18 protein-coding genes and 2 tRNA genes are annotated in these 24148 nt (G+C 34.1%); 12 read left to right on the top strand and 8 right to left on the bottom strand.

From position 1 onward, the window contains the following. Nucleotides 1-4 precede the first annotated feature (4 nt). Nucleotides 5-322: a DUF3467 domain-containing protein gene (locus ACFFVB_RS17345; RefSeq protein WP_382384493.1), complete on the top strand. Its 318-nt coding sequence runs from the start codon at nucleotides 5-7 to the stop codon at nucleotides 320-322. Between the two features lie 180 nt (nucleotides 323-502). Here the strand turns inward: ACFFVB_RS17345 and ACFFVB_RS17340 are convergent, their stop codons facing one another. Then, nucleotides 503-2092, bottom strand: coding sequence for a peptide chain release factor 3 (locus ACFFVB_RS17340; protein WP_382384492.1), 1590 nt, complete (start codon nucleotides 2090-2092; stop codon nucleotides 503-505). A gap of 126 nt (nucleotides 2093-2218) precedes the next feature. On the opposite strand from ACFFVB_RS17340, the gene idi reads away from it, so the two are divergent. From idi to ACFFVB_RS17325, 3 genes are read left to right on the top strand one after another with little or no spacing between them, the layout of a single operon-like run. Further along, entirely contained in the window at nucleotides 2219-2740 is a 522-nt protein-coding gene (idi, locus tag ACFFVB_RS17335; RefSeq protein WP_382384491.1) for an isopentenyl-diphosphate Delta-isomerase, read from the top strand. A 3-nt stretch (nucleotides 2741-2743) separates the two neighbouring features. Further along, nucleotides 2744-3154, top strand: coding sequence for a 6-pyruvoyl trahydropterin synthase family protein (locus ACFFVB_RS17330; RefSeq protein WP_382384490.1), 411 nt, complete (start codon nucleotides 2744-2746; stop codon nucleotides 3152-3154). Between the two features lie 7 nt (nucleotides 3155-3161). Further along, nucleotides 3162-4133, top strand: coding sequence for a type I phosphomannose isomerase catalytic subunit (locus ACFFVB_RS17325; RefSeq protein WP_382384489.1), 972 nt, complete (start codon nucleotides 3162-3164; stop codon nucleotides 4131-4133). Between the two features lie 42 nt (nucleotides 4134-4175). On the opposite strand, the gene ACFFVB_RS17320 is transcribed toward ACFFVB_RS17325, so the two are convergent. After that, entirely contained in the window at nucleotides 4176-4547 is a 372-nt protein-coding gene (locus tag ACFFVB_RS17320) for a hypothetical protein (RefSeq protein WP_382384488.1), read from the bottom strand. 452 nt (nucleotides 4548-4999) lie between these two features. On the opposite strand from ACFFVB_RS17320, the gene ACFFVB_RS17315 reads away from it, so the two are divergent. From ACFFVB_RS17315 to ACFFVB_RS17305, 3 genes are all read left to right on the top strand, one after another. Further along, on the top strand, nucleotides 5000-5269 hold the full coding sequence (locus tag ACFFVB_RS17315; RefSeq protein ID WP_382384487.1) for a hypothetical protein: 270 nt from the start codon (nucleotides 5000-5002) through the stop codon (nucleotides 5267-5269). A 61-nt stretch (nucleotides 5270-5330) separates the two neighbouring features. Next, nucleotides 5331-5404: transfer RNA gene (locus ACFFVB_RS17310), tRNA-Thr, on the top strand. Nucleotides 5405-5573: 169 nt separating this feature from the next. Then, nucleotides 5574-6860, top strand: a complete 1287-nt coding sequence (locus ACFFVB_RS17305) for an APC family permease (protein WP_382384486.1) — start codon at nucleotides 5574-5576, stop codon at nucleotides 6858-6860. Nucleotides 6861-6992: 132 nt separating this feature from the next. On the opposite strand, the gene ACFFVB_RS17300 is transcribed toward ACFFVB_RS17305, so the two are convergent. Then, entirely contained in the window at nucleotides 6993-8186 is a 1194-nt protein-coding gene (locus ACFFVB_RS17300; protein ID WP_382384485.1) for a DegT/DnrJ/EryC1/StrS family aminotransferase, read from the bottom strand. A 235-nt stretch (nucleotides 8187-8421) separates the two neighbouring features. Next, entirely contained in the window at nucleotides 8422-9051 is a 630-nt protein-coding gene (locus tag ACFFVB_RS17295) for an NAD(P)H-dependent oxidoreductase (protein WP_382384484.1), read from the bottom strand. Nucleotides 9052-9300: 249 nt separating this feature from the next. Here ACFFVB_RS17295 and ACFFVB_RS17290 point away from each other — a divergent pair. Then, nucleotides 9301-9385 (top strand) — tRNA-Ser (locus tag ACFFVB_RS17290). A gap of 576 nt (nucleotides 9386-9961) precedes the next feature. On the opposite strand, the gene ACFFVB_RS17285 is transcribed toward ACFFVB_RS17290, so the two are convergent. The 3 genes from ACFFVB_RS17285 to ACFFVB_RS17275 all read right to left on the bottom strand — a co-directional run bounded on the left by ACFFVB_RS17285 (nucleotide 9962) and on the right by ACFFVB_RS17275 (nucleotide 15810). Continuing rightward, entirely contained in the window at nucleotides 9962-10771 is an 810-nt protein-coding gene (locus tag ACFFVB_RS17285) for a DUF6503 family protein (RefSeq protein ID WP_382384483.1), read from the bottom strand. Nucleotides 10772-10992: 221 nt separating this feature from the next. After that, entirely contained in the window at nucleotides 10993-12759 is a 1767-nt protein-coding gene (locus ACFFVB_RS17280) for a RagB/SusD family nutrient uptake outer membrane protein (RefSeq protein ID WP_382384482.1), read from the bottom strand. A 3-nt stretch (nucleotides 12760-12762) separates the two neighbouring features. Further along, nucleotides 12763-15810 carry a SusC/RagA family TonB-linked outer membrane protein gene (locus ACFFVB_RS17275; protein ID WP_382384481.1) on the bottom strand — a complete coding sequence of 1016 codons (3048 nt, stop codon included), beginning with the start codon at nucleotides 15808-15810 and terminating at the stop codon, nucleotides 12763-12765. A gap of 399 nt (nucleotides 15811-16209) precedes the next feature. Between ACFFVB_RS17275 and ACFFVB_RS17270 the strand changes: the two genes are divergently transcribed. Further along, nucleotides 16210-17271: a phosphatidylinositol-specific phospholipase C1-like protein gene (locus ACFFVB_RS17270; protein WP_382384480.1), complete on the top strand. Its 1062-nt coding sequence runs from the start codon at nucleotides 16210-16212 to the stop codon at nucleotides 17269-17271. Nucleotides 17272-17274: 3 nt separating this feature from the next. On the opposite strand, the gene ACFFVB_RS17265 is transcribed toward ACFFVB_RS17270, so the two are convergent. Next, nucleotides 17275-19881, bottom strand: a complete 2607-nt coding sequence (locus ACFFVB_RS17265) for a metallophosphoesterase (protein WP_382384479.1) — start codon at nucleotides 19879-19881, stop codon at nucleotides 17275-17277. A 459-nt stretch (nucleotides 19882-20340) separates the two neighbouring features. Here ACFFVB_RS17265 and ACFFVB_RS17260 point away from each other — a divergent pair, with 459 nt between their 5' ends. The 3 genes from ACFFVB_RS17260 (at nucleotide 20341) to ACFFVB_RS17250 (ending at nucleotide 24140) form a co-directional block, all read left to right on the top strand. Continuing rightward, a complete protein-coding gene (locus ACFFVB_RS17260) occupies nucleotides 20341-21270 on the top strand; it encodes a dihydrodipicolinate synthase family protein (protein WP_382384478.1) in 930 nt (309 codons plus the stop codon). Between the two features lie 245 nt (nucleotides 21271-21515). Beyond that, entirely contained in the window at nucleotides 21516-23099 is a 1584-nt protein-coding gene (locus ACFFVB_RS17255; RefSeq protein WP_382384477.1) for an aldehyde dehydrogenase (NADP(+)), read from the top strand. A 33-nt stretch (nucleotides 23100-23132) separates the two neighbouring features. Beyond that, entirely contained in the window at nucleotides 23133-24140 is a 1008-nt protein-coding gene (locus ACFFVB_RS17250) for a 4-hydroxyproline epimerase (protein ID WP_382384476.1), read from the top strand. Nucleotides 24141-24148 lie beyond the last annotated feature (8 nt).

Genomic DNA, 24148 nt, shown 5'->3' with positions numbered 1-24148 from the left:
AAATATGGCAGACGAAAAAGATCCCAAAAAACAAGGACAAATTAATATAGAATTAGACGAAAAGATTGCTGAAGGTATCTATTCCAACCTTGCAATTATTAACCACTCTGTTTCAGAGTTTGTGGTAGACTTTGTAAGCATTATGCCAGGTACACCTAAGAGCAAGGTTAAATCTAGAATTATATTAACACCACAGCATGCTAAACGCTTGTTAAAGGCATTGGCCGATAATGTAAACCGTTTTGAAAATGCCCATGGTGAAATTAAAGATTACGAACAACCACCAATTCCATTAAATTTTGGACCTACGGGAGAAGCCTAATAGTTTCTTATTAAGCATAAATAGGAGTTAGTTAAGGCTGCTCGGAATAGTTTTTTCATAGCAACCACCAATTCCATTAAATTTTGACCATACAGGAGAGGCTTAGATTTATAACTAACAAAAAATCCCATTGATTGTATCAATGGGATTTTTTTATTTTGTATAAATGTGATTATTATATTAATTAAATTCTGAAGTTAAATGGAATTTAATATTTGGATACTTTTGTTCTGTCATTTGAAGTGAGAACTGAGAGTCGGCTAAAAATACAATTTGGTTTCTTTTGTCTTTAGCTAAGAAGCGTTGTTTTACACGAAGAAACTCTTTAAACTCATCACTCTTTTTATCTTTAGGTTCTACCCAACAGGCTTTAAAAACATTTAAGTTCTCATACGTACATTTAGCACCATATTCATGCTCTAAACGGTACTGAATTACTTCGTATTGTAATGCTCCAACCGTACCAATAACTTTTCTTCCGTTAAGCTCTAGTGTAAATAATTGGGCAACACCTTCGTCCATTAGCTGATCTACACCTTTATTAAGTTGTTTCGACTTTAATGGATCTGCATTGTTTATATATCTAAAATGTTCCGGAGAGAAACTTGGGACACCTTTATAATTAAGAATTTCACCTTCTGTAAAGGTATCTCCAATTTTAAAACTTCCAGTATCTTGTAAGCCTACAATATCCCCGGGGAACGAAATATCCACAATCTCTTTCTTTTCTGCAAAAAAGGCATTCGGACTAGAGAATTTTACTTTCTTCTTACTCCTAACATGCAAGTAAGGCGCATTACGCTTAAATTCTCCAGAAACAATTTTTACGAAAGCCAAACGGTTTCTATGGTTTGGGTCCATATTTGCATGAATCTTAAATACAAATCCTGTAAATTTATTTTCGTCGGGTTGTACCAAACGTTCTTCACTTTGCTTCGCTCTTGGCTTTGGAGCGATATCTACGAAGCAATCTAATAATTCGCGAACTCCGAAATTATTTAAAGCAGACCCGAAAAATACAGGTTGCATTTGTCCTTCTAAATATTCTTTTTTATCGAATTTCGGATAAATTCCATCGACAAGTTCTATTTCTTCTCTTAAGGTTGCAGCAGCTTTTTCTCCAACTATTTTATCTAATTCTGGAGAAGATAAATCTGAAATTTCAATAGTTTCTTCAATATCTTTTCTGCTATCACCGCTAAAAAGATTTACATTCTTTTCCCAAATATTGTAAATCCCTTTAAAGTCGTAACCCATCCCTATAGGAAAACTAAGAGGGACAACTTTCAAGCCTAATTTTTGTTCTACTTCATCTAATAAGTCGAAAGCATCTTTACCTTCACGATCCATTTTGTTTATAAAAACAATCATCGGAATGTTCCGCATACGACAAACTTCGACCAATTTCTCAGTTTGTTCCTCGACCCCTTTTGCAACATCAATTACCACGATAACACTATCTACAGCAGTAAGTGTTCTAAAGGTATCTTCTGCAAAATCCTTGTGTCCAGGAGTATCAAGAATATTAATTTTTATACCATTATATTCAAAAGCCAAAACAGAAGTAGCAACAGAAATCCCACGCTGACGCTCGATTTCCATAAAGTCACTTGTCGCTCCTTTTTTTATTTTATTACTTTTTACGGCTCCAGCCTCTTGAATAGCACCACCAAAAAGAAGTAATTTTTCAGTTAATGTTGTTTTACCGGCATCGGGATGCGATATAATTCCGAAGGTACGACGTCTGTTTATTTCACTTTTAAAACTCATAATAATTCTTGAAAATAGGAAGCAAAGATACTATTATTAGTATGAAATGTAATAAATGAAGCGCCCCCTTTTTATTTTTATCTTCACATTAACGTATTTTATAATTTTACTTGGTATTTTTACAATATGATAGAAGAAAACGTAGTATTAGTTAACGAAAATGATGAGCCAATCGGGCTTATGCCAAAACTGGAAGCACACGAAAAAGGCGTGTTACATAGAGCCTTTTCTGTATTTGTATTTAACGAAAAGAATGAGTTAATGTTACAACAACGTGCATTAAGTAAATACCATACGCCAGGGTTATGGACCAATACATGTTGTAGTCATCAGCGTGACGGAGAGTCTAATCTTGATGCCGGAAGAAGACGTTTAGAAGAAGAAATGGGGTTTGTGAGCGATTTAGAAGAGAAGACATCTTTTATGTATAAATCACCTTTTGAAAATGGTCTAACCGAACATGAGTTCGATCATATCTTAGTGGGGCATTATAATGGAGAACCTAATATAAATCCTGACGAAGTCGCCAACTGGAAATGGATGACTTTAGAAGATGTTAAAGCAGATATTAAATTAAATCCAGATAGTTACACATCTTGGTTTAAGATTATTTTTGATAAATTTTATGACTTTATAAATATCTCGTAATTTATGATAGCAAAAGTGAGTAGGCAAGGGTATTTTAATGCAGCCCACAGGTTATATAGAAAGGATTGGACAGACGAAAAAAATCAGTTGATTTTTGGACGTTGTAACAATGCAAATTATCACGGACATAATTACGATGTTATTGTAAGTGTAACTGGAGAAATCGATAAAGAGACGGGTTTTGTTATTGATTTAAAAATCTTAAAACAACTTATAAAAGACGAAATAGAGGAGGCTTTCGACCATAAAAACCTTAACTTAGATGTGCCGGAGTTTAAGGATCTTAATCCTACTGCAGAGAATATTGCAGTTGTAATTTATAATAAAATCCAACCTAAATTAGAGGAAAATTTAGAGTTGGAAATTACACTTTACGAGACTCCGAGAAACTTTGTGAGTTATTCAGGTAAATAAATATATTATGGAAAATCTAGTTTATCCAATTAAATTCTCACCAATCTTAAAAGAAAAAATTTGGGGTGGTGAAAAATTAAAATCGTTATTAAATAAAAACAGTAATGCAACAGATGTTGGGGAAAGTTGGGAAATTAGTGATGTAGAAGGCGAGCCTTCTGTAGTTGCTAATGGTGCATTAAAAGGAAAATCTTTAAAAGATCTTTTAGAGACCTATAAAGAAGATTTTATTGGGGTGCAGAACTATAGGATATTTAAAAATAAATTCCCGCTATTAATTAAGTACATTGATGCTAAGCAAGATTTATCTATTCAATTACATCCTAATGATGAATTGGCCGCAAAACGTCATAATTCATTCGGAAAAACTGAAATGTGGTATGTGATGCAAGCGGATGAAAATTCAGAACTAATTGTTGGATTTAAAGACAAAGTTACTCCGGCTAATTATTTAGAGCATTTAGAACATAAAACTTTACCTAAAATTTTAAATACAGAGCGCGTCAATACAGGCGACACTTTTTTTATTGAGGTAGGACGTGTACATGCTATTGGAGCAGGAGTAATGTTAGCCGAAATTCAGCAAACTAGTGATATTACGTATCGTGTTTACGATTGGGAACGTGTGGATAAAGAAGGAAACGAAAGAGAACTTCACACGGAACTTGCTTTAGATGCTATAGATTTTGAAATGGCAGACGATTTTAAAGTGACTTACGAGAAAATTAAAAATGAATCGAACGAGATGGTGAGCTGTCCTTATTTTACGACAAGCTTTTTAGAAGTTACAGAAACGCTATCGAAAAAAAATATTCGTGATTCGTTTCTAATTTACATGTGTGTAGAAGGCGAAGCGGAGATTACTGTTAACGGTATTTCAGAAACCATTAAAATGGGTGAAACGATTTTACTTCCTGCTGCAGTTGAAGCCTTTCAAATCAATTCAAAACAAGCTAAGCTTTTAGAAGTTTTTGTATAAAGCAAAAAAAAAAATCCCGGGTGTAACACTCGGGAATTTTATTTAACAAGCTGTTTTTTCTTCCTTGACATAATCTTGATTCAAGGTAAAACCAAATAGAGCACTACAAATCGTTTCATGATGATTGGTAACAGGCTTTGGTTTAGTCACGATAATATTCACTAAATAGCCATTATCATGTTTCTTTATAAGTTGTGCCTGAATGGTTAGTTCATCATTTAAGAATGCATTCTTGTGCATTTTAAATTTAAAATCTGCAAGATCGGGGGCGTCTTGTAAATAAAATTCTTTAATAGGGTAAGCCGCGATCGTTTTAACTTTATTATAAAGGTTGTGAGGCAGTAAAAAGCCATTAGCGTTACTTACATGTTCTGTTACAGTAAAAGGTACGTTGGTATATGTGTATGTATTCATGATGTTTTGTTTTAAGGATATACTAAAGTGGGACTAAATTCGTAATGGTGGAACGTGCAAAATATGACGTTAAGACGATTGGAATGTGCAATAAGCTTCTGGTTTTTCTGTGACATTGAGATTACATTTTTCATAATTTTAAAATTTAAATTAGTAATGGATTAAAAATAGAAAAGGTGCCTTTAAAAAAGCACCTTTGTCGTTTATCGTTATATTATATAATAGTTAACTAAATTCGAGATGCGTGGCTGGCTTAAAAATAAGCATGAAAATGACAATCGATTTCCACTGTTGTGAAATACGATTACAAATTTGCTTATTATGTGCTATGCTTACATTCATGACTTAAATGTAGCTATTAAATTTTAATTCAGCAATATTTATTTGTATTTATAACAAAATTTGTTTTGGATTAGTGTAATTTTGCAGTCAAATAAATACAATTTTATATTATGGCAAATGTTAGAGATCTTAAAAAGGACATTAATTTCGTTTTAGGAGATATTATTGAAGCTGTTTATGTTTGGCAATATACCAACACAGACAAAGACGTTAAGCAAAGTGAAACAATTATAGATGAAGCAATCAGTACTTTTGATACTTTAATTACAAAAGTAAATAATAAGAACGTAGAAGATAAAAAAGCTCATTTTAAGGCAATTAACCAAGAATTAGAGACTGAAGGTCGTGCGTTGATTGATAAAATTAATAATTTAAGCTAAAATTTATTGAAAAAGATTTGCAGATATTAGAAATAGCTCTATCTTTGCACTCGATTTTCAAGCCGATGTAGCTCAGCTGGCTAGAGCAGCTGATTTGTAATCAGCAGGTCGTGGGTTCGAGTCCCTCCATCGGCTCTTTAAAAGTTCAATGTTTTTACATTGAACTTTTTTTTTGCGCTATACTTTTCTCTCCTCTATATTTCACTTAATTTTAAAACTTAAAATAGCTTTAAGCGCTTTCGTGTGACAACGTTATTTAGCTTCGAAGCCAAGGAAACTTACCAAATTATAATCCTCATCCAAAATGAATAAAAAAATAAGTTTAAAAGATGCTATTTCTATAGGAATAGGAGGTATGGTTGGAGGTGGTATTTTTGCTGTACTCGGACTTGCTGTTTCTTTAGCAAAAGGAGGAACACCTGTAGCGTTTCTCTTTGCGGGTTTAATCGCATTATTAACCGCGTATTCGTACGCGAAGTTGTCTAAGAGATATCCTGAGAATGGAGGTACTGTTAAATTTATCCATCAGCAGTATGGGAATGGTATTTTTGCAGGAGGTATAAACAACCTACTTTGGATTAGCTATATTGTAATGCTAGCCCTCTACGCTTCTGCTTTTGGGTCTTATGGAGCGGCGTTAATATCTATTACGGGAGATAAAACCATCGATACTCATATATTTCAATCGTCTATTATTATAGTCGCTCTGCTTATTAATTATTTAAGTGTAAGTCTTGTTAGTCGGATTGAATCCGTAGCCGTAGTTATAAAGCTGCTTATTCTGGTTGCGTTTATTGGTGTAGGTATGTACGGATTTTCTTCGCATCCTGAAAATCTAGGACAATTATCACCAGCAAAATGGGAGAATCCTTTTTTATTGTTATCGGGAGGGATGGTCATTTTTGTCGCTTATGAAGGCTTTGAATTGATAGCAAACTCTATATCCGATTTAAAAGACCGAGAAAAAAACACTACCAAAGCCTATTTTGGTGCGGTTGGTTTTGTTGTTGTATTATATGTGTTGATAGCTATTGTAACTGTGGGATCATTACCGTTTAATCAGATTGCAGATGCCCAAGATTACGTTTTAGCAAAGGCTGCAGAACCTACTTTAGGGCAAGTGGGGTTTACTGTTATAACGATTACAGCACTAATTTCTACATTTTCGGCTATTAATGCCACCATTTTAGGGAGCGGTAGGGTGAATTATGATATTGCCGTAGATCAAGAACTACCAAAATATTTCTGTCATCAATTCTGGGGCAAACCAGTAGGATTATTAATTACGGCTATCTTATCTATCGTGTTAGTAAATCTATTTAATTTGGAAAGCATTTCTACAGCAGGAAGTGCCGGCTTTTTACTGGTGTTCTGTATTGTTAATTATATTGGTTATAAAAAATACACCGAATTAGACTCTAATAAATGGATTCATGCTATTGCAAGTGCACTGTGCTTGTTGGCCTTTGTTACATTAATAATACAGCAGTTTTCCAGTAATAAAATAGGCGTTCTTATTTCTCTCGGAATTATAGTGTTTTGTTTCGCAATGGAATTCGTTTATAAGCGTGTTTTAAATAGAGAAAATTAAAACAGGTGTAGTGTCTCTAATTTCTGTAGTATGTGCGTTATATAGCTTATTTAGCCATCGCATATAGAAAAAGAAAACCATTCTCTATAATGATACAGAGAATGGTTGTTGGATTCTTTTAGAATTTATAATTTACAATACACTTTTAATCGCCTCGACCATTTTTGAAGCTCTTAATTTGACTTCGTCTTCAGTCCAAGATAACTTGATTAAACAAGATATGTTTCTTCCAATATAATGATCGGATTGTTCGAATGTTTTATTTTCTAAAGTGCTTAACGCTTCTTTTATTTGAGGAGCAATTGGGAATATACTTTTTGCTTCTTTTAAATGATTCCACTTTCTAACATAATGCCAGTTGTTGTTAAAGTAATGAAAACATCCATCTATTCCAGCTTCTTTTAGAGCTACCATAGCCTTGTTAGATGTTTCCAAATCGGGTAGAAAGAAATTTAAAAAAGAATAGTTTTCTTCACCTGCTTCGGGAGTTGTTCTAAATGTAATTTCAGGAATAGAACTTAAAGCTTCTCTTAAAACGGTATAGTGATTTTTCTGAATGGCAATAAAATCATTTAAACGTCTTACTTGAGCCAAACCAACAGCTGCATGAAGTTCTGAAATTCTGAAATTATAACCCAGGAAGGGATGACTTTCAGCACCACGATCTGAACCAACGTGATCGTGACCATGATCGCTATAATTGTCTGCCCAAGTGGCGTACTCATCGTTATTTGTAATAATTGCACCACCTTCGCCAGCAGTTATGGTTTTAACAAAATCGAAAGAAAAACAGCCAACATCTCCGTAACTTCCTAAAGGTTTTCCTTCATAAGTTCCTCCGATGGCCTGACAGGCATCTTCAATTAATTTTAGATTATGTGTATCACAAATCTCCTTTAATTCTTTTAATCGCGCCATACCACCGCACATATGCACAGGCATAATCGCTTTGGTTTTTGGAGTAATCGCCTTTTTTACAGCTGTAATATCTAGTGTTAGTGTATCGTCGATATCTACTAATACCGGAATAGCACCTAACATTAAAACCGCTTCAAAACTGGCAACAAAAGTAAAAGTAGGTAGAATAACTTCGTCTCCAGAACCGACACCGGCAATGGCTAAAGCAACAGATACGGCAGCTGTACCACTAGATACTAATTGCGCGTGCTTCACTTGCATTTGGGTTTGTAATTCGGTCTCTAATTCTTTAGCTTTCCAATGATTGTTTCTCATGGCATCGAAGCCATAACGCATTAAAATACCACTTTCAAGTACATCGTGTACTTCTTTTTTTTCGGCACTTCCAAAAAGTTCAAATCCAGGCATGAGGTCTATTTAAAATTGAATTCAAATTTACGATTAAAGCAAGGAATAAAAAAGAAGTCAAAACGAAGATTCTAGATCTTTTCAATTATTGAAATGCCATTGTTGAAAAACACTAAAAATCATTTCATTGTTATAATTAGGACCCAAAACTTAGTTTTAGCGCGTCTTTAATTATTTAACCTTCAATAATAGTAGATTAAAAATAGAGAAAGATTTTCGAATCTATGCGATATAGTTACAGATGAATGATACTTTCTACGATAGGTTTTCTTACCTTTTTCATGTCAGAAAACACATCGTCTTCTGCACGATACCCAATCGGAAGCACTAAAACAGATTTTAAACCTCTTTGCGTTAATTCCAAAATGTTGTCGTATTTAGCAGGAGTGAAGCCTTCCATAGGACACGCATCAATATGTTGTACAGCACACACGGTTAACATGTTTCCTAAGGCAAGATATGCTTGTTTAGTTGCCCAGTTCTCGATTTGTAATTGTTCTTTATTCTCGAAATCTGATATTAAAAAGTTTTTAAAAGGATTTAAAACAGCTTCCGGTGTATTACGAACCGCTTGTACGCGTTTAAAATAATTTTCGACAAATACATTATCTATAGTCGTTTCTATACAGAATACTAGGACATGAGAAGCTTGAGCAATTTGCTCCTGGTTCATAGACGCTTCTACTAATTCACGTTGCAACACTTTGTTTTTAATCACCACTAATTTTACAGGTTGTAAGCCGTAAGAGGTCGCTGTTAAATTGAAAGCTTCCAAAAGCACTTGAAGTTTATTATTTTCTATTATGCGATTGTTATCGAATTTTTTTGTGGCATATCGCCATTGCAACTGTTTAAGAATATCCATATACTGATTTAATAGGTGCCAAAAATAGGATTTGAAATGGACTTTAGCCTTAATAACTTTATTATTTTACTAGAAAGCATATTATAAAACATAAAATAGTTTGTAAAAATAAATTTATAACCGTTTGAAATATAATTTGTTAAATGAGGTGTCGAAAAATGTTTTAATTTTTTTTAATTTTTATTTGATATAATCGAAAAAGCGTCTTATATTTGCACCCGCAATCAGGGAATACCTGATGAGACACTCGGAGAATTGGCAGAGTGGTCGAATGCGGCAGTCTTGAAAACTGTTGAGGGTTACACCTCCGGGGGTTCGAATCCCTCATTCTCCGCAAAAACCCTTATAATCGTATGATTATGAGGGTTTTGTTTTTTATAGCTTATAACCATCAAAAAAAGCTCAAGATGCATCAATCTCAAAAGTTGTGTGTTGGACTAAAAAACAGTGCGATCTTTGAAAAAAGAAACGTATTGAATAGATCATCAGATCTTCTTAATCTGTTGCTAATAGAGGTCGTTATAGAATAGTTTACAAACACGAATCCTACTAGCAATCAAATCAAGGAATAACTATAGATTATTATGGGAGATTCTCGACTCTTCTTAATACCCATTATATATCAATGATTAATCTTTAAATTCTCTTCTAGGCTATATTTTTTTTGGAGTTCGAGCGGAGTCGAGAATATAAAAATATATAATTATCCGATTTTTTAAGATTTCAATACAATAATAAATCCTGTTACCTTTGTTAATAGAAGCACAAATACTTCTAAAAGCTTTAATCTTTGTATTCAAAATTAAAGCTTTTAAAAGTTAGGATAGAGATGGTAAGAATATCGTTTTCTGTTTTCTAGATTAACTACAAAGTTACTTAAACACAACTATTAGGAATGATCCTTTTTTTACTACTGCTTGTTTAAATTAATTACATTCTCAGTTTTTATTTCTGAAAGTTCTTTTAATTTATTCGCTTCAAATAGCATCGGTAAATCTTTTAGTGGCGTACCAACCTCAGCTTCATAATTTATATAGTCTTGAAACGTAATACCGTCTACAACCCTTTTGTTGAAAGCTGTTCTAAAGCGTACCCCTCCTTTATTTACACTATAATTATATGCTAAATAGTCGATTTTTTTAGTGTTTTTATTTATCCAATAGTAGTATTCGTCGTCGTGATCTTCGCCGCCACCATCTTCATTAAATGTAACTTGTATGGTTTCGTATTGTTCTCCTTTAATACTTGTGCTTTCCATGAGTTTAGAATTCACGGCTTCGTCGTTTAATTTGTAAGGTAGAGTTGTAAAATAGATCACAGAATTTATTGAACCTGTGCCACTAGCGATATCCTTGTCGGATAATTCGACAGCCTTGCCGTTAATCATTCTAGAAAAACTGCCATTGTCTAAAACATCAATAATTTCAGAACCTTCCTTTTCATACGTTTTTGAGTAAACGTATTCAGAATGGTTATTCTTAAATTGAAACGTGTTTTTTCTAAATACAAATGAATAATTGGCAGTGTTATACAAATCTCCACCATGAGCAAGAATGGTTTCATTGATTATTTTTTCGGACTCGGATAATGATGTAGATGTTTCTTGAGTTGAAGCTACATTTTCTGTAACGGTCTTGGTTTCTGTTTTTTTGTTTTTAGAATTACAAGAGGTAAGAGCTCCTATTGAAAAAACGATTAAAAATAATTTTAGAATATGCATCAATTTGTTTTTAGATTATTTCAAATTTAGCCGTTTTTAATTGAGATACCTTTCATCTTTTTATAAAACATTTTACGTAATCATTTGCTCGTTTTTTTTTATGAAGTCTATCCTTGGTTTTAACGCATATGGGATTTAAAAATAGGGATGGAGATTAGAATAAATAAAAAAAGGTAGCAATGTGTTTTTTGCTACCTTTTAATTAATGATTTAAAATCTATTTAATTATATCCGAAATTTTGTTCAATGCCATCTGTAACATCAATAGTAGATTGTGGGATTGAAAATACTCTTAAATACGGTTGCGTTGCCGCTTTTGCTGTATATGCTTTGTCGTAGGTGTTAAAACGGATCATTTGTTTTCTTCTGTACATTTCCCAGTACATTTCAAAACCAATTTCATTGTATAAAGTCACTTCATCTAAAGATGAAATAGCAACACCAGGAGCATTATTAAACAAAGCTTCTCGAGTTCTGCTTGTGCGTAATGTATTAATATCGGCTAAGGCAAGCGTTGTTTCTCCTTTTCTAAAATAAGCTTCTGCTCTCATGCAATACATACCTCCTAAACGGTATAAAGGAACATCTACGGCGCTATTACCATTCCCGTTTTCTGGATCAAATTCCCATTTAAAGTTACGCACACCGGCATTGATTTGATCTTGCGATAAAATGGCTTCCGACGGATTGTTAAAATTCATTTCTGGCGTGTAGTCCATAGGAATAGTCGTGTTTTTTTCCATGTATAATTTGCTAATAGCAATTCTTCCTTCTGCGGTCATATTAAAACCTCCTTTTCCATCTAGCGTTGGTCCGTATTGTTGTCCTGCTTGTAAACCTCTATTAAAATGGACTAATGGTTTTCCTGTATCTGGTCTAATATCTTCAGAAGGTACACTTCCCGTAGTCCCGTCATTCATAAACCAAGTTCCGTCGGCGTATTGATAATATCTGTGGAATCGCGGATCGTCATGATTACCTTCCCAAGTATTATAAAATTCAGGTTCTACACTTGAGCCATTGGTTCCTCTGTTGTCTGGAGTTTGTTTTTGCGCACGCCCGGTAGACATGTATGCAAAGTCATTATCGCTTCTTCTAATGTTATCATTTTCCTGAATAACAGCAAAAATAATTTCAGATCCATTAGAATTACTTAATGCAAAATTGTCAAAATAGTTGCTTTCTAAGCTAAAACCATCATTAATTAATAAAGAGGTGTAGTAGATAACTTTATCCATGTCCGTTCCATTATTATCGACAGCAGTTTGTGTGAAATTAAAACTAGAAGTCGCATTATAACGATCTTTAAAAACAGCTCTATTTAAATACATATCTGCCAATAACGCGTAGGCTGCTTGTTTTGTAAAACGACCATTATACGTTTGTTGGTCTCCCATATTGGCCAGGTTCGGAATAATAATTTCTAAATCAGATATCAGATTGTCTATCTCTGTGTCTGCTTGAAGAAAAACTAAGGATTTATCGTCTGAAAATAGGTCTCTATAAGGTGCCTGATTGAATAGGTCTAACGTATTGTATACATATAGAATTAATAATCCTTTGGCTTCAGCCATGAATAAATCGTAATTAGCATAATCCGGATTTTCTTGTAATGATTCAATCGCGATTAACGTTTTAGTTATCCCGCTATTTAAGGAATTCCATGTTCCTGTAACTTGTGCGTTAGTCGTTCCCCAAGTAAATTCGGTAAGGTCTCTCCATTTTCCACCGTCTCCCCAGTCACTTCCTCGGGTAGGTAGCATACATTCGTCTGTAGGGTATTCTTGTAATCCGAATACGCTACCGTGATCTGTAAATGTACCATCTGCCAATTGTCCGTAAGCCGCAGCTATTGCACTCTCTGGGTTCGATGTTTGTCCGCCAATCACTTCGTCTTTAACAACTTCATCTAAATCCGAGCAATTAAAAGCCAACGTACTTAAGATGAAAGTGAACGTTATTTTTGATATTATATTGATAGTTTTCATAAATTATAATTTTAGTGTTGCACCTAGCATATACGTTTTAGATGATGGGTAAGTCGTGTAATCTATTCCTATAGATTGGTTTCCTCCTGAATTTCGCGGACTATTAACTAACGGGTCGTAACCAGAATAGTTAGTAATTGTGAATAAATTCTGAGCACTTACATATAAGTTTAAACCTTGTAACCATTCTAAGTTAAGACGATCTGTATCTAATGAATATCCTATTCTTGCGTTGTTTAAACGTAGGAAATCTGATTTTTCTAGATATAAAGTTGAAAGTTGAGGTGTGTTAGAATAACTTGCTCCAGCGTTGTAAAATTCTGATAGCACGTTTCTGTCGGAAACAATGTTGTTAATGTTTAGAGCTAAGTTGGTATTGTTAACTAGTAAACCACCACTTTGTCCAATTAAAGAAAGACTTAAATCCCAACGTTTATAACTTAAGTTGGTGTTTATCCCATAAGTGAAATTAGGTAGTGCACCTTCAAAAATCTGACGGTCGTCACTATTTATAGCGCCATCGTTATTAAAGTCTTCAAAAATGTCTGCACCATTCGCGTCGAAACCTAAGTGTTTTAACATATAAAACGATCCAGCTTCGTAACCACTTTTGTAAATGTTTGCAACTACTCCAGATAAACCTGGTCCTGCAACACTACCTGAATATAATTCTGAAACCGGTAAGTCTACCACCTCGTTATCTAAAGTTGCTCCGTTTACATCTAGAGACCATGAGAAGTCGTCTGTACTTATAATTTGTGATCCTAAACTTAATTCAAAACCTTTATTTACTATTTCTCCACTAATGTTTTGCCACACCGTTGTTGTTGGGCTTAATGGTTCGGCAGGAATGTTTAAAATGGCGTTGGTAGTTGTTTTTGTATAATAATCTGCAGAACCATATAATTTGTTATTCCATAAACTAAAATCGGCACCAATATTTAATTGCGATACCACTTCCCATTGTAAATCTGGATTGGCAGTTCTGTTTACTACAATTCCATTTGTTAAGGTCGGATCGTTGTATAAGTAATATCCTCCTGCAGCAGATTGCGAATAACTGGCCTGAGTGATTTTGTTTTGTACTTCCTGGTTTCCTGTTTGTCCCCAACTAAGTCTTAATTTTAGTTGATTGATCACATCAGAATCCATTAAAAACTGTTCGTTGTCTAAATTCCAGCCTAATGCAAATGAAGGAAAATACCCATATTTATTGTTTTGCCCAAAACGAGTCGAACCATCTGCTCTTACAGATGCAGTAATTAGATATCTATCATCAAAGTTATAATTTACCCTACTAAAGTAAGATTGTAATTCGTTTTCCTGAGCGTATCCACTTAAACCATTCTGTTGTCCTGAATATCCTGGATCGTACTCTGGTTTAACACCTGTGCCCTTTGGATCGATGCCTGTAATAGAAAACGTAGTTCCAGAGAAGTTGAATTTCTGATATGAAAATCCACCTAAAACTTCAAAATTGTTTCTATTAAAACCAAAGCGATACGTTAAGTAATGCTCCATTAAAGTACTCTGAGACTCTAAATTTGTTTGCACATAGGCACCTTCTGGCGTTCTATCTGTAGCGTTTGGATAAATAGTAGAATTTCGTTCCGAAACCGAACGATCTACACCGTAGTTAAACTTATAGTCCAATCCGTCAATAATTCTAAACGATGCTTCTGCATTTCCAAGAATTCGTACTGTATTAGTATGATCCTCGTAAATGTCTAATAAATACATCGGATTATAATTCTGGTTTAAATTAAAGTTGGTGTATTCGCCATCTTCATCAAATACAGGTTGTGTTGGGTTGGCCATTAAAGCATGAATAATTAACTGTCCATCAGAACCTGCATCAGAACCATTTGGCACTCCAGTTTCATTAATCTGACTGGCGGTTAAATTCACCTTCACTTTTAAACGTTTGTTATCAAAGAAAGATTCTTCAGCATTCAAACGCGCAGTTACTCTATCGAAACCACTATTATGTACAATCCCTTCCTGATCCATTAACGATAAAGAGGTGTAATAGTTTCCGCTTTCTGTTTTAGAAGAAAAAGAGAAGTTATTATTCTGGGTGATCCCGCTACGAAGTAATTCGTCTTGCCAATCTGTGTTTCCACCATGATCGTAGGCATCGTCGTTTATGGCATTTCTGTAATCGTCTGCTTCTAAGACGTCAATCTTTTTAATTACATTCGAAACACTTAAATAAGAATCGATAGTAATAGCAGCCTTTCCTGTTTTTCCTTGTTTTGTAGTGATAATTACCACTCCGTTAGAACCTCTCGCTCCGTATATAGCGGCAGCAGAAGCATCTTTTAAAACTGTAATGGAAGCAATATCACTTGTGTTTAGGAAGTTTAATGGGTTTTTTGCACTGGAATTACCAAGTCCAAAATTAGGACTGGGTGCACTTACATCTGTATTGCTTAAAGGGACACCATCTACAACAAATAACGGAGTACTTCCACTTCTAATAGACCCCACACCACGAATAGATACGTCTACACCCGATCCCGGTTCTCCGTTAGAAGGGATAACACGTACACCAGCAACTTTACCTTGTAATAAATTATCGGCAGAAATATTTACACCTTCCTTAAAATCGTTAGAAGATAATTGCGTTACAGCTCCAGTAAGATCTTTCTTTTTTTGCTGACCATAACCTACAATTAATACTTCGTTTAGCACAGCGCTAGAAGGTTGTAAGACAATATTTAGGTAGTCGGCATCTATAAGAACCTCTTGGGTTTCGTAACCTATAAATGAAATTTTTAATGTTTGTCCATGGCTGGCTTCGATAGAAAATTCCCCATCAAAGTTGGCAGAAGCACCTATGGTAGTGTCTTTTATTAAAATAGAAGCGCCTAATAAAGGAACGCCTGTTTCGTCTACAATTTTACCTTGTATTGTTTTTTGAATCGCTTTATTAGACGTTTTGTTTTTTGAAGCTGTGGTAGTACTTGTGTAACCCGTTTGGTATACAAGTAAGAATAATATTAAAAAAGTTATATTTTTTAATAGAAAAAAATTATTTTTATTATACATATTTAAGTTATTGGTGTTACAATGCTTAATGATTAGGCCATAGTTGTTCGTAGCAACTATGGTTTTTTATTTTAGAAGAATTTTTAAACGTTTTTAGTTCATTAAATGAGTAGCGATTTTAGAGATTAGTTAGAAGAGATTAACAAAATTTTATAAGTTTTAATCGTGTCGCAAATTAATGAAATCTTCAGCGTTCAAGTTTTAGCTAATGGTTATGCAACTGTTAAATAAATAAGGTGCTGTGCATAACACTGTTTTTAGTTAATGGGTTGATATATAATGTTTTTATGCATTTGCTTGTATGGCTTTATAGTGTTAAATTTTTACATTTTGTTCTTGATTTACTAACATGGACTTAACGGTTTGGGTCGTAATTTTGACGACTAATTTTTTTTAGTTATGAAATATTATTTATCATTATGTTTACTGTGTATTCTGTGTTGTAAAGTGAGATCTCAACAAGACACTTTACGAATTAATCAGCTTCAAGTTATTGGGTCTCACAATAGTTATAAAAAAGAAATAGAACCTAAGCTTTATGATTTTTTAGAGGAAAAGGATACCACTAATAGTATGCAATCGCTACAGTATACCCACATACCTATATTAGAGCAGTTAGATATGGGATTACGAAATCTAGAAATAGATGTATATGCCGATTCTAAAGGAGGGACGTATGCAAACCCAAAAGGATTAGTTTTGGTGCAAGCAGATGAAGCATTCGATCCTAATGCGGTCATGGAGACACCGGGATTTAAAATTTTACATGTTATAGACATCGATTTTAGAACACATTATTATACTCTAGATGCTTGTTTAAAGGATTTAAAATTATGGTCTGAGGCACATCCCAATCACGAGCCTATTTTTATAACATTAGAAGCTAAAGACGGAAAAGTAAATATGTTTGGGACCCAGCCAGAAGCATTTACGACATCACTTTTTACAGAACTCGATAACGCATTAACTAGCGGATTAGGAACTGATAAATTAATAACTCCAGATCATGTTAGAGGTGAATATGAAACTCTAGAGCAGGCGGTTTTAAATAATAATTGGCCAAAATTAAAGGAGGCTAGAGGGAAGTTTTTGTTTCTTTTAGACGATTCTGGCCGAAAACGAGATCTATATATAGCAGGGCATCCATCGCTTAATAATCGTGTAATGTTTGCCAATGCAAATCCGGGAACGCCTGAAGCCGCAACTTTATTTAGAAATAACCCAGAAGATAAATCTATAAAAAGTTTAGTATCCAAAGGATATATTATAAGAACACGAGCCGATGCGGGTACAAAAGAAGCACGGTCTAACGATTATTCTCATTTTGAAATGGCAAAGGAATCTGGTGCACAAATTATTACTACAGATTATTATTTGCCTAGTACATTATTTAAAAGCAATTATCACATTTCATTTAAAAACGGGATATACGTTAGAAAAAATCCTGTTACTGCCAAATAGGTATTAGTTCTCCATGGTTTTTAATGTGCCTGTATTGTAATCTATTGTAAAGTTATTTGCAGGAGCACCGTTTAAAAATTGTAAAAAGATAGAAGAAAACGCTAATAATTTCTGTCTGTTATCGTCGTTTTTATTCTGAGATAGCGTCGTCTTATAAGTATCAAATAGCCATTTATATATGGCTATTTGTTTGTCTCCAATGTCGGTAATCGCTAAAACATCGGCATTCCGAATGCGGTAAAAATCAAAAATCATATCAAAACCTGTCCAATCTTTAAAATCTTCTAAAGTTAAATCAGAGGTTTGTAAGGCCAATACAGCTTTATTATCTGCAAGTTCCCAGTCTGTTTTATACTTGGTTTTTTCTAGGCATAATGTATTAATTGGAATGTTAGTATTTAAGTAAGGCAGTAGAAGTAATTCTTCAGCAGTGATATTTAGCATAAAATCTTTAAAACGGGGTACCCAATCCTCTTCTAGAAAACGTAAACGTACCAGTTCTTTTAAATGAAACATAGAAAAATCATGATACGATGTACTGTTTAAAATATCATGATTCCATAAGGATTTTCCTTCCGAAGTTAAATGCTTATATTCTTTTTCGTAAAGAGGGAATAAATCATCGAAATTAGGAACCGTATCAATTTGTACTGTATTGACTTCAATCTCATTATTGGCTTTAATTTTTAATATTTTATAACCAGGAATATATGCGGCAATAGAAGGTGTTTGGATATTAATTAAAGACTCCTCGTTTTTAAAGGTTCTAATACCAGTGTCGTTAATATGCATATGTCCGGCTACATGAATTTTTATTCCAGCATCAAAAAATAGTTGAGAAACAGCTTCTTGAGGCACACGTTCTAATTGCCATTTTTTGCCTTCAAAAAAGGATTCTAGTGCTTCTGATGCATCATCATTAAAATCAATCATCGGGTAATGACTAAAAGCAATTAGTGTTTTGTTTAATCGTTTAGCTTCCGATGCAATTGTTTTTACCCACGTTATAAGGTGTGTTTTATGGGTAAGAACATTATTATATCCAATACTTGCGCCTGTATAGTTTTTTGGGTTTAGAGCATTTCCGTTAATAGAATCTTTTGGCAAATATACATTGGCATCTAAACCGAGTAGCCACACGTTTGGTGCTGCCTCTACAACATAGCTAGCATCGGGAATGGTGTATCCTGGCGTAATATTATACATTCTATTGGTAATCGAACTTTGCTGTAATGCGGCTTGATAGGTGTAAGTCTCTGCTGTATATTTCGAGAATGGCGTAGCCCAATACAAGTTGTGTGCTTCAGGGAAAAAACCAAATGATTTTAAATGATTAAGAACGCCTGTATATCCTAATTTCTTAATGTCTTTGGAACGGATTACAGGTAAGTCTGTTGTCTCTGTTTTAGAGTTGTTTTTTAATGGCGAGTAACTATAAATACCTTGGGACTGTCCATTAATTCCCATAAAATCAGATTTTCCAGAATCTTGAGCAAAAGGACCTACGGGGTCGTGGTTGCCGGTTGTTATAAAAAATTGCATGCCATAGGTTATTTCATACGATTGTAGAATCTGTTGCAAACCTTTTAAATGAATGGCTTGCCCATCATCGGTATAATCACCCGGTAAAGCCACATACTTAATACCTTTTTTTACCATATCATCTAAGGCTGCAAATAATGCAAAGTAATTTTCATTAAAAATTCTTGTAGAATGCAGCTGTGCATCCATTGTTCTTAAAAGGGTGTGCTTATTGGTCTTGTTATTGTATATGCCTTTATATTCATTATCCGAAAATTCACCATAAATATCTTGGAAATGAATATCCGATATAAAAGCAATTTCAACAGTGTTTGTGGTAGCGTTATGTGTGTTAAAATAGTTCGCACATTCTTGGGGTTGATCTGTATTTATAAAATCGACTCCCATGGTGTAAAATGTGTGCCATGCTAAAGGCGTATCTGGTGCTCCCCAAAAACGAAATGATTTATTGTGCGCATGTGCTTGGTCTACAATAGATTTTAATATTTTTAAATCTTTTTTAGGAATAGAATCCTGTCCTTTCCAAGACGAAAACATCTTGTAGCTTAAGCTTATTAGCGCAATTTTATTAATCGCTTTTTCAGGAATTGGAGCTAAGCTCTGATAGTCGAATAAAATATAATCTGGATAAGTATTATAATCTTTTAGTTCGGGTCTGTGTCCTGAAATAACAAAACTCAGTTTTGGGTTATTTGTAAGATCGGGGTATGTTTCTAAAACCTTCTCAATTGCTGTAAGTGTGGTGTATGCTTCAGATTTAATATCTATAAGAAGCTGGATCTGCTGCTTGGCTCCTAAATGGGGCTTAAACACCGTTCTTAATGGCTTTAGATACAGAGACTCAAAGGTGTTTTGTGTCTTGATTTCATGCGCTTCATGCGTAGCGTATAAGGTGTTATTTTTCAAAAACACATCGACTTCTATAGATTCTAATCCGTTAGTGTAGGCTTTCCAAAATGGTAAAAGCTGATTATAATCGTTATGAGAGTGAATTTTAAGAGGTGCTTGAGCAAAGCTAGAAAAGGATAGGAATATAAAGATGTAAAAGAAAGGACGAGATAAAAACATGAACAACCGTTTTGCTTAAAAAATTAACGTGTAAAATTACTATTAGAATGTATATTAATTGGGCTTCATGTATTATCTATTTATTATGAATCGCTGCTTCTGTATTTATAAATAGTTAAGGAAATTAGTAAAGCATATGTAAGTCATAACACCTATTAATTATCGTAATAAATTTTAAATCTATTACTTTATAATACGTCTCTGTAAGCGGCAACTTTTACTCTAGATTTCAGGTGAATTATAGGTTCTTATTAGACTGGTCTGCAATGAAAAATATTAAATTGAATTTCAACGGATTAGTTGCCTCAGATAATGGTTTTGATTGTTTAAATTTTAATAAGTGCTCATTTTTAATGAAACTAGGGCAAAAAATGTAAAATAGTATCAATTATAGGTAAAATACATTATTTTCAAAGTTTTAGTATTCTTTATTTTTGGGTAAATTAAAAAACAGAATTTATGAGTTTTAAATGGGAAGGCGTTATGCCAGCAGTTACAACACAATTTACGGATAAAGATGAATTGGATTTAGAGTTGTTTAAAGTAAATATTAAAGCACAAGTAGATGCAGGTGTTCACGGTATTGTTTTAGGAGGTACGTTAGGTGAAGCTAGTACATTAACTGATGAAGAAAGACGTATTCTAACTAGAGAAACTGTTGCTCTTGTAGAGGGGAAAATTCCAGTTTTAATGAATATTGCGGAAACAACAACAAAAGCGGCTATTAACTTAGCAAAAACTGCTGAAGAAGATGGAGCTGAAGCATTAATGATACTGCCTCCAATGAGATATAAGGCTTCTGACGAAGAAGTTGTTGAATATTTTAGAGCTATTGCAGACAGTACATCATTACCAATAATGATTTACAATAATCCTACAGATTATAAAATATTAGTGACTTTAGATATGTTTGCTGAATTGGTTGAAATGTGTCCAAACATTCAAGCAGTTAAGGAATCGACTAGAGATACGACTAACATAACTAGAATCAAAAATCGTTTTGGAGATAGATTAGTTATTATGACTGGTGTAGATACATTAGCATTAGAAAGTTTATTGTTAGGAGCAAACGGTTGGGTAGCTGGTTTGGTTTGTGCATTTCCAGCAGAAACAGTTGCTATTTACGAACTTCAAAAAGCAGGACGTATCCAAGAAGCTCTTGAAATTTACCGTTGGTTTATGCCATTGTTAGAATTAGATATTCATCCAAAATTAGTGCAGTATATCAAATTTGCAACTTTACATACTGAAATTGGTGCAGAATACGTAAGAGCTCCAAGATTAATATTACAAGGTGACGAACGTGTTGAAATAGAAAAAATTATTAAAGACGCACTTGCAATAAGACCTACATTACCTGAGTATAAAAACTTAAGTGTAATAGCTTAGAAGTACTCATGTTTCTAATAGATAAAAATGTTTGATTTTATTGTTTATTCTAAACGGAAAAGTCAAACATTTATTTTTTTTTAACATGTACTTTGTTTAGTATCATCAAATAAATTAGTCATATTTGATGAGATTTAAACAAAAATCAATCGATTAGTAATTGTGTTATAGTTGTAAATTACAAACGTACTAAAACGAATTAATAATTAAATAAGATCCATAATTCGGATTAAAAAACAAACTTGATGATCACAGGAAAAAATTACATAGGTAGCCAACTATCAGCAAAAGGCGAAGACGTATACAAAACATTTAATCCACAATCAAATACTGAAAATGAGCATGTGTTCCATGTGGCAACATCAGAAGAAATAGATGAAGCTGTAACTTTGGCAACAGAAGCATTTGAGGTTACACAAACACTTTCAGGAGTACAAAAAGCTGCATTTTTAAATGCAATTGCAGACGAAATTTTAGCACTTGGGGATGTGTTGTTGGAAACGTATTGTGCAGAAACAGGTTTACCTGCAGGACGCGCACAAGGAGAACGTGGAAGAACTATGTTCCAGCTGCGTACTTTTGCAGATTTAGTTACAGAAGGATCATGGGTAGATGCTAGTATCGATACAGCAATGCCAAATAGAGAGCCTTTACCTAAATCGGATTTACGTAAAATGTATGTGCCTTTAGGTCCTATAGCTGTTTTTGGAGCTAGTAATTTTGCTTTAGCATTTTCTACTGCTGGAGGAGATACAGCAGCTGCATTTGCAGCAGGTTGTCCAGTAATCGTTAAGTCTCACCCAATGCATGCTGGAACAGGAGAATTGGTTTCTTCTGCAATTATTAAGGCTGCAGAAAAAACGGGAATGCCAAACGGAATATTTTCTAATATTAATAGTAATGGGATTCAAGAAGGAACAGTATTAGTAAGTCATCCAAAAGTGAAAGCTGTTGGTTTTACTGGTAGTATTCGTGGAGGAAGAGCATTATATGATTTAGCAACAAAAAGGGACGAACTTATTCCTGTTTTTGCCGAAATGGGAAGTATAAATCCTGTTGTAGTGCTTCCAAAAGCCCTAAAGAATAAAACAGAGAGTTGGGCAAAAACTTACGCCGCTTCTATTGCCATGGGTACAGGACAATTTTGTACTAATCCAGGACTTTTATTAGGAGTTAAAGGTGAAAGTTTAGATCGTTTTATTTCAATATTATCAGCTGAGTTTGTTAAAATAGATCCAACGTGTATGTTGCACCCAAACATCTATGAAGCTTATGCCAAAAATAAAGCCAAAGCATTAGAGCAACCAGAACTAGATATTGTAGCCGATTATGACGCTGAGGTTAAACCTAACTATGCTAAGCACGCAGTGGCTACTGTTCAAGGTAAAACATTTATAGAAAATCCTACATTACACCAAGAAGTTTTTGGACCGTATTCTATAATTGTACAGTGTGAAGATATTACTGAATTAGAAACCATTCTTTCTAAATTAGAAGGACAATTAACAGGGACTTTAATTGCCGACGACAATGAAGCAACCGATTACCCAAAAGTAATTTCTGCTTTACAAAATAGAGTTGGACGTATTATTTTAAACGGAATGCCAACAGGTGTTGAGGTTTGTCCATCTATGGTACATGGAGGTCCTTATCCTTCATCAACAGATTCTAGATTTACATCTGTAGGAGTAGACTCTATTAAGAGATGGGTAAGACCAGTAAGTTTCCAAGATTGGCCAAACGAATTATTGCCAGATGCTCTTAAAAACGAAAATCCTTTAGGAATTTTAAGATTGGTAAATAGTGAAAAAACAAAAGATGTAATTTAATAAATGTCGAAAATTTAGCGGTTATAAAACTCAATGAAAAACAGCTTTAAATGTATTGATGCGCATACCTGCGGCAACCCAGTAAGAGTGGTTGAAGCAGGTGGGCCAATGTTGGACGGCGCAACCATGAGCGAAAAACGACAACACTTTCTAAAAGAGTACGATTGGATCCGTAAAGGACTCATGTTTGAGCCTCGCGGCCATGATATGATGAGTGGGAGTATTTTGTACCCGCCAAATAATCCGGAAAATGATTTTGGAATTTTATTTATCGAAACCTCGGGATGTTTACCGATGTGTGGCCATGGTACTATTGGTTCTGTAACTATAGCCATCGAAGAAGGTTTAGTAATTCCTAAAACACCAGGAAAAATTAAAATGGAAGCTCCTGCTGGCTTAGTAGATATTGAGTATCAGCAAATAGATGGTAAAGTAAAATGGGTAAAATTAACCAATGTTAAAAGTTTTTTAGCAGCGGAAAATTTAACTATTGATTGTCCCGAGTTGGGAGAATTAACCTTCGATGTGTCTTATGGTGGTAACTATTACGCTATTGTAGATGCTCAAGATAATTTTTCTGGAGTTCAAGATTTTACAGCTAGTAAATTAATTCAGTTTTCTCAAGTTATTCGAGATAAAATCAATCTTAAATATCCTAAGATGTTTATTCATCCGGAAGATCCTACCATAAAAGATGTCTCTCATATTATGTGGACGGGTACACCAATAGACCCAAATTCTTCAGGACGAAATGCTGTGTTTTATGGCGATAAAGCGATCGATAGATCGCCTTGCGGAACAGGAACATCTTCTCGATTAGCACAATTACATGCTAAAGGGAAGCTAAAAAAAGGAGAAGATTTTATTCACGAAAGTTTTATCGGCTCTACATTTGTTGGTCGCGTAGAAGAAGAAACAACCTTAAACGGAACATTGGCTATTATTCCTTCTATAAAAGGATGGGCCAGAATTTACGGGCATAATACAATTAGTATAGACGATGAAGACGATCCATATGCACATGGATTTCAAGTGATTTAAATACCTAT

This window comes from Formosa undariae (genome assembly GCF_042427615.1).
Classification (GTDB): domain Bacteria; phylum Bacteroidota; class Bacteroidia; order Flavobacteriales; family Flavobacteriaceae; genus Formosa; species Formosa undariae.
This window is presented reverse-complemented; position numbering and strand designations above follow the sequence as displayed.

Bases quoted from the DNA above. Each gene is read 5' to 3' on its own strand.
- ACFFVB_RS17315 (WP_382384487.1), top strand. From the start codon at position 5,000: ATGGCAAATGTTAGAGATCTTAAAAAGGACATTAATTTCGTTTTAGGA.
- ACFFVB_RS17305 (WP_382384486.1), top strand. From the start codon at position 5,574: ATGAATAAAAAAATAAGTTTAAAAGATGCTATTTCTATAGGAATAGGA.
- ACFFVB_RS17260 (WP_382384478.1), top strand. From the start codon at position 20,341: ATGAGTTTTAAATGGGAAGGCGTTATGCCAGCAGTTACAACACAATTT.
- ACFFVB_RS17280 (WP_382384482.1), bottom strand. From the start codon at position 12,759: ATGAAAACTATCAATATAATATCAAAAATAACGTTCACTTTCATCTTA.
- ACFFVB_RS17330 (WP_382384490.1), top strand. From the start codon at position 2,744: ATGATAGCAAAAGTGAGTAGGCAAGGGTATTTTAATGCAGCCCACAGG.
- ACFFVB_RS17300 (WP_382384485.1), bottom strand. From the start codon at position 8,186: ATGCCTGGATTTGAACTTTTTGGAAGTGCCGAAAAAAAAGAAGTACAC.
- ACFFVB_RS17325 (WP_382384489.1), top strand. From the start codon at position 3,162: ATGGAAAATCTAGTTTATCCAATTAAATTCTCACCAATCTTAAAAGAA.
- ACFFVB_RS17255 (WP_382384477.1), top strand. From the start codon at position 21,516: ATGATCACAGGAAAAAATTACATAGGTAGCCAACTATCAGCAAAAGGC.
- ACFFVB_RS17320 (WP_382384488.1), bottom strand. From the start codon at position 4,547: ATGAATACATACACATATACCAACGTACCTTTTACTGTAACAGAACAT.
- ACFFVB_RS17265 (WP_382384479.1), bottom strand. From the start codon at position 19,881: ATGTTTTTATCTCGTCCTTTCTTTTACATCTTTATATTCCTATCCTTT.
- ACFFVB_RS17285 (WP_382384483.1), bottom strand. From the start codon at position 10,771: ATGCATATTCTAAAATTATTTTTAATCGTTTTTTCAATAGGAGCTCTT.
- ACFFVB_RS17275 (WP_382384481.1), bottom strand. From the start codon at position 15,810: ATGTATAATAAAAATAATTTTTTTCTATTAAAAAATATAACTTTTTTA.
- idi (WP_382384491.1), top strand. From the start codon at position 2,219: ATGATAGAAGAAAACGTAGTATTAGTTAACGAAAATGATGAGCCAATC.
- ACFFVB_RS17295 (WP_382384484.1), bottom strand. From the start codon at position 9,051: ATGGATATTCTTAAACAGTTGCAATGGCGATATGCCACAAAAAAATTC.
- ACFFVB_RS17270 (WP_382384480.1), top strand. From the start codon at position 16,210: ATGAAATATTATTTATCATTATGTTTACTGTGTATTCTGTGTTGTAAA.
- ACFFVB_RS17340 (WP_382384492.1), bottom strand. From the start codon at position 2,092: ATGAGTTTTAAAAGTGAAATAAACAGACGTCGTACCTTCGGAATTATA.
- ACFFVB_RS17250 (WP_382384476.1), top strand. From the start codon at position 23,133: ATGAAAAACAGCTTTAAATGTATTGATGCGCATACCTGCGGCAACCCA.
- ACFFVB_RS17345 (WP_382384493.1), top strand. From the start codon at position 5: ATGGCAGACGAAAAAGATCCCAAAAAACAAGGACAAATTAATATAGAA.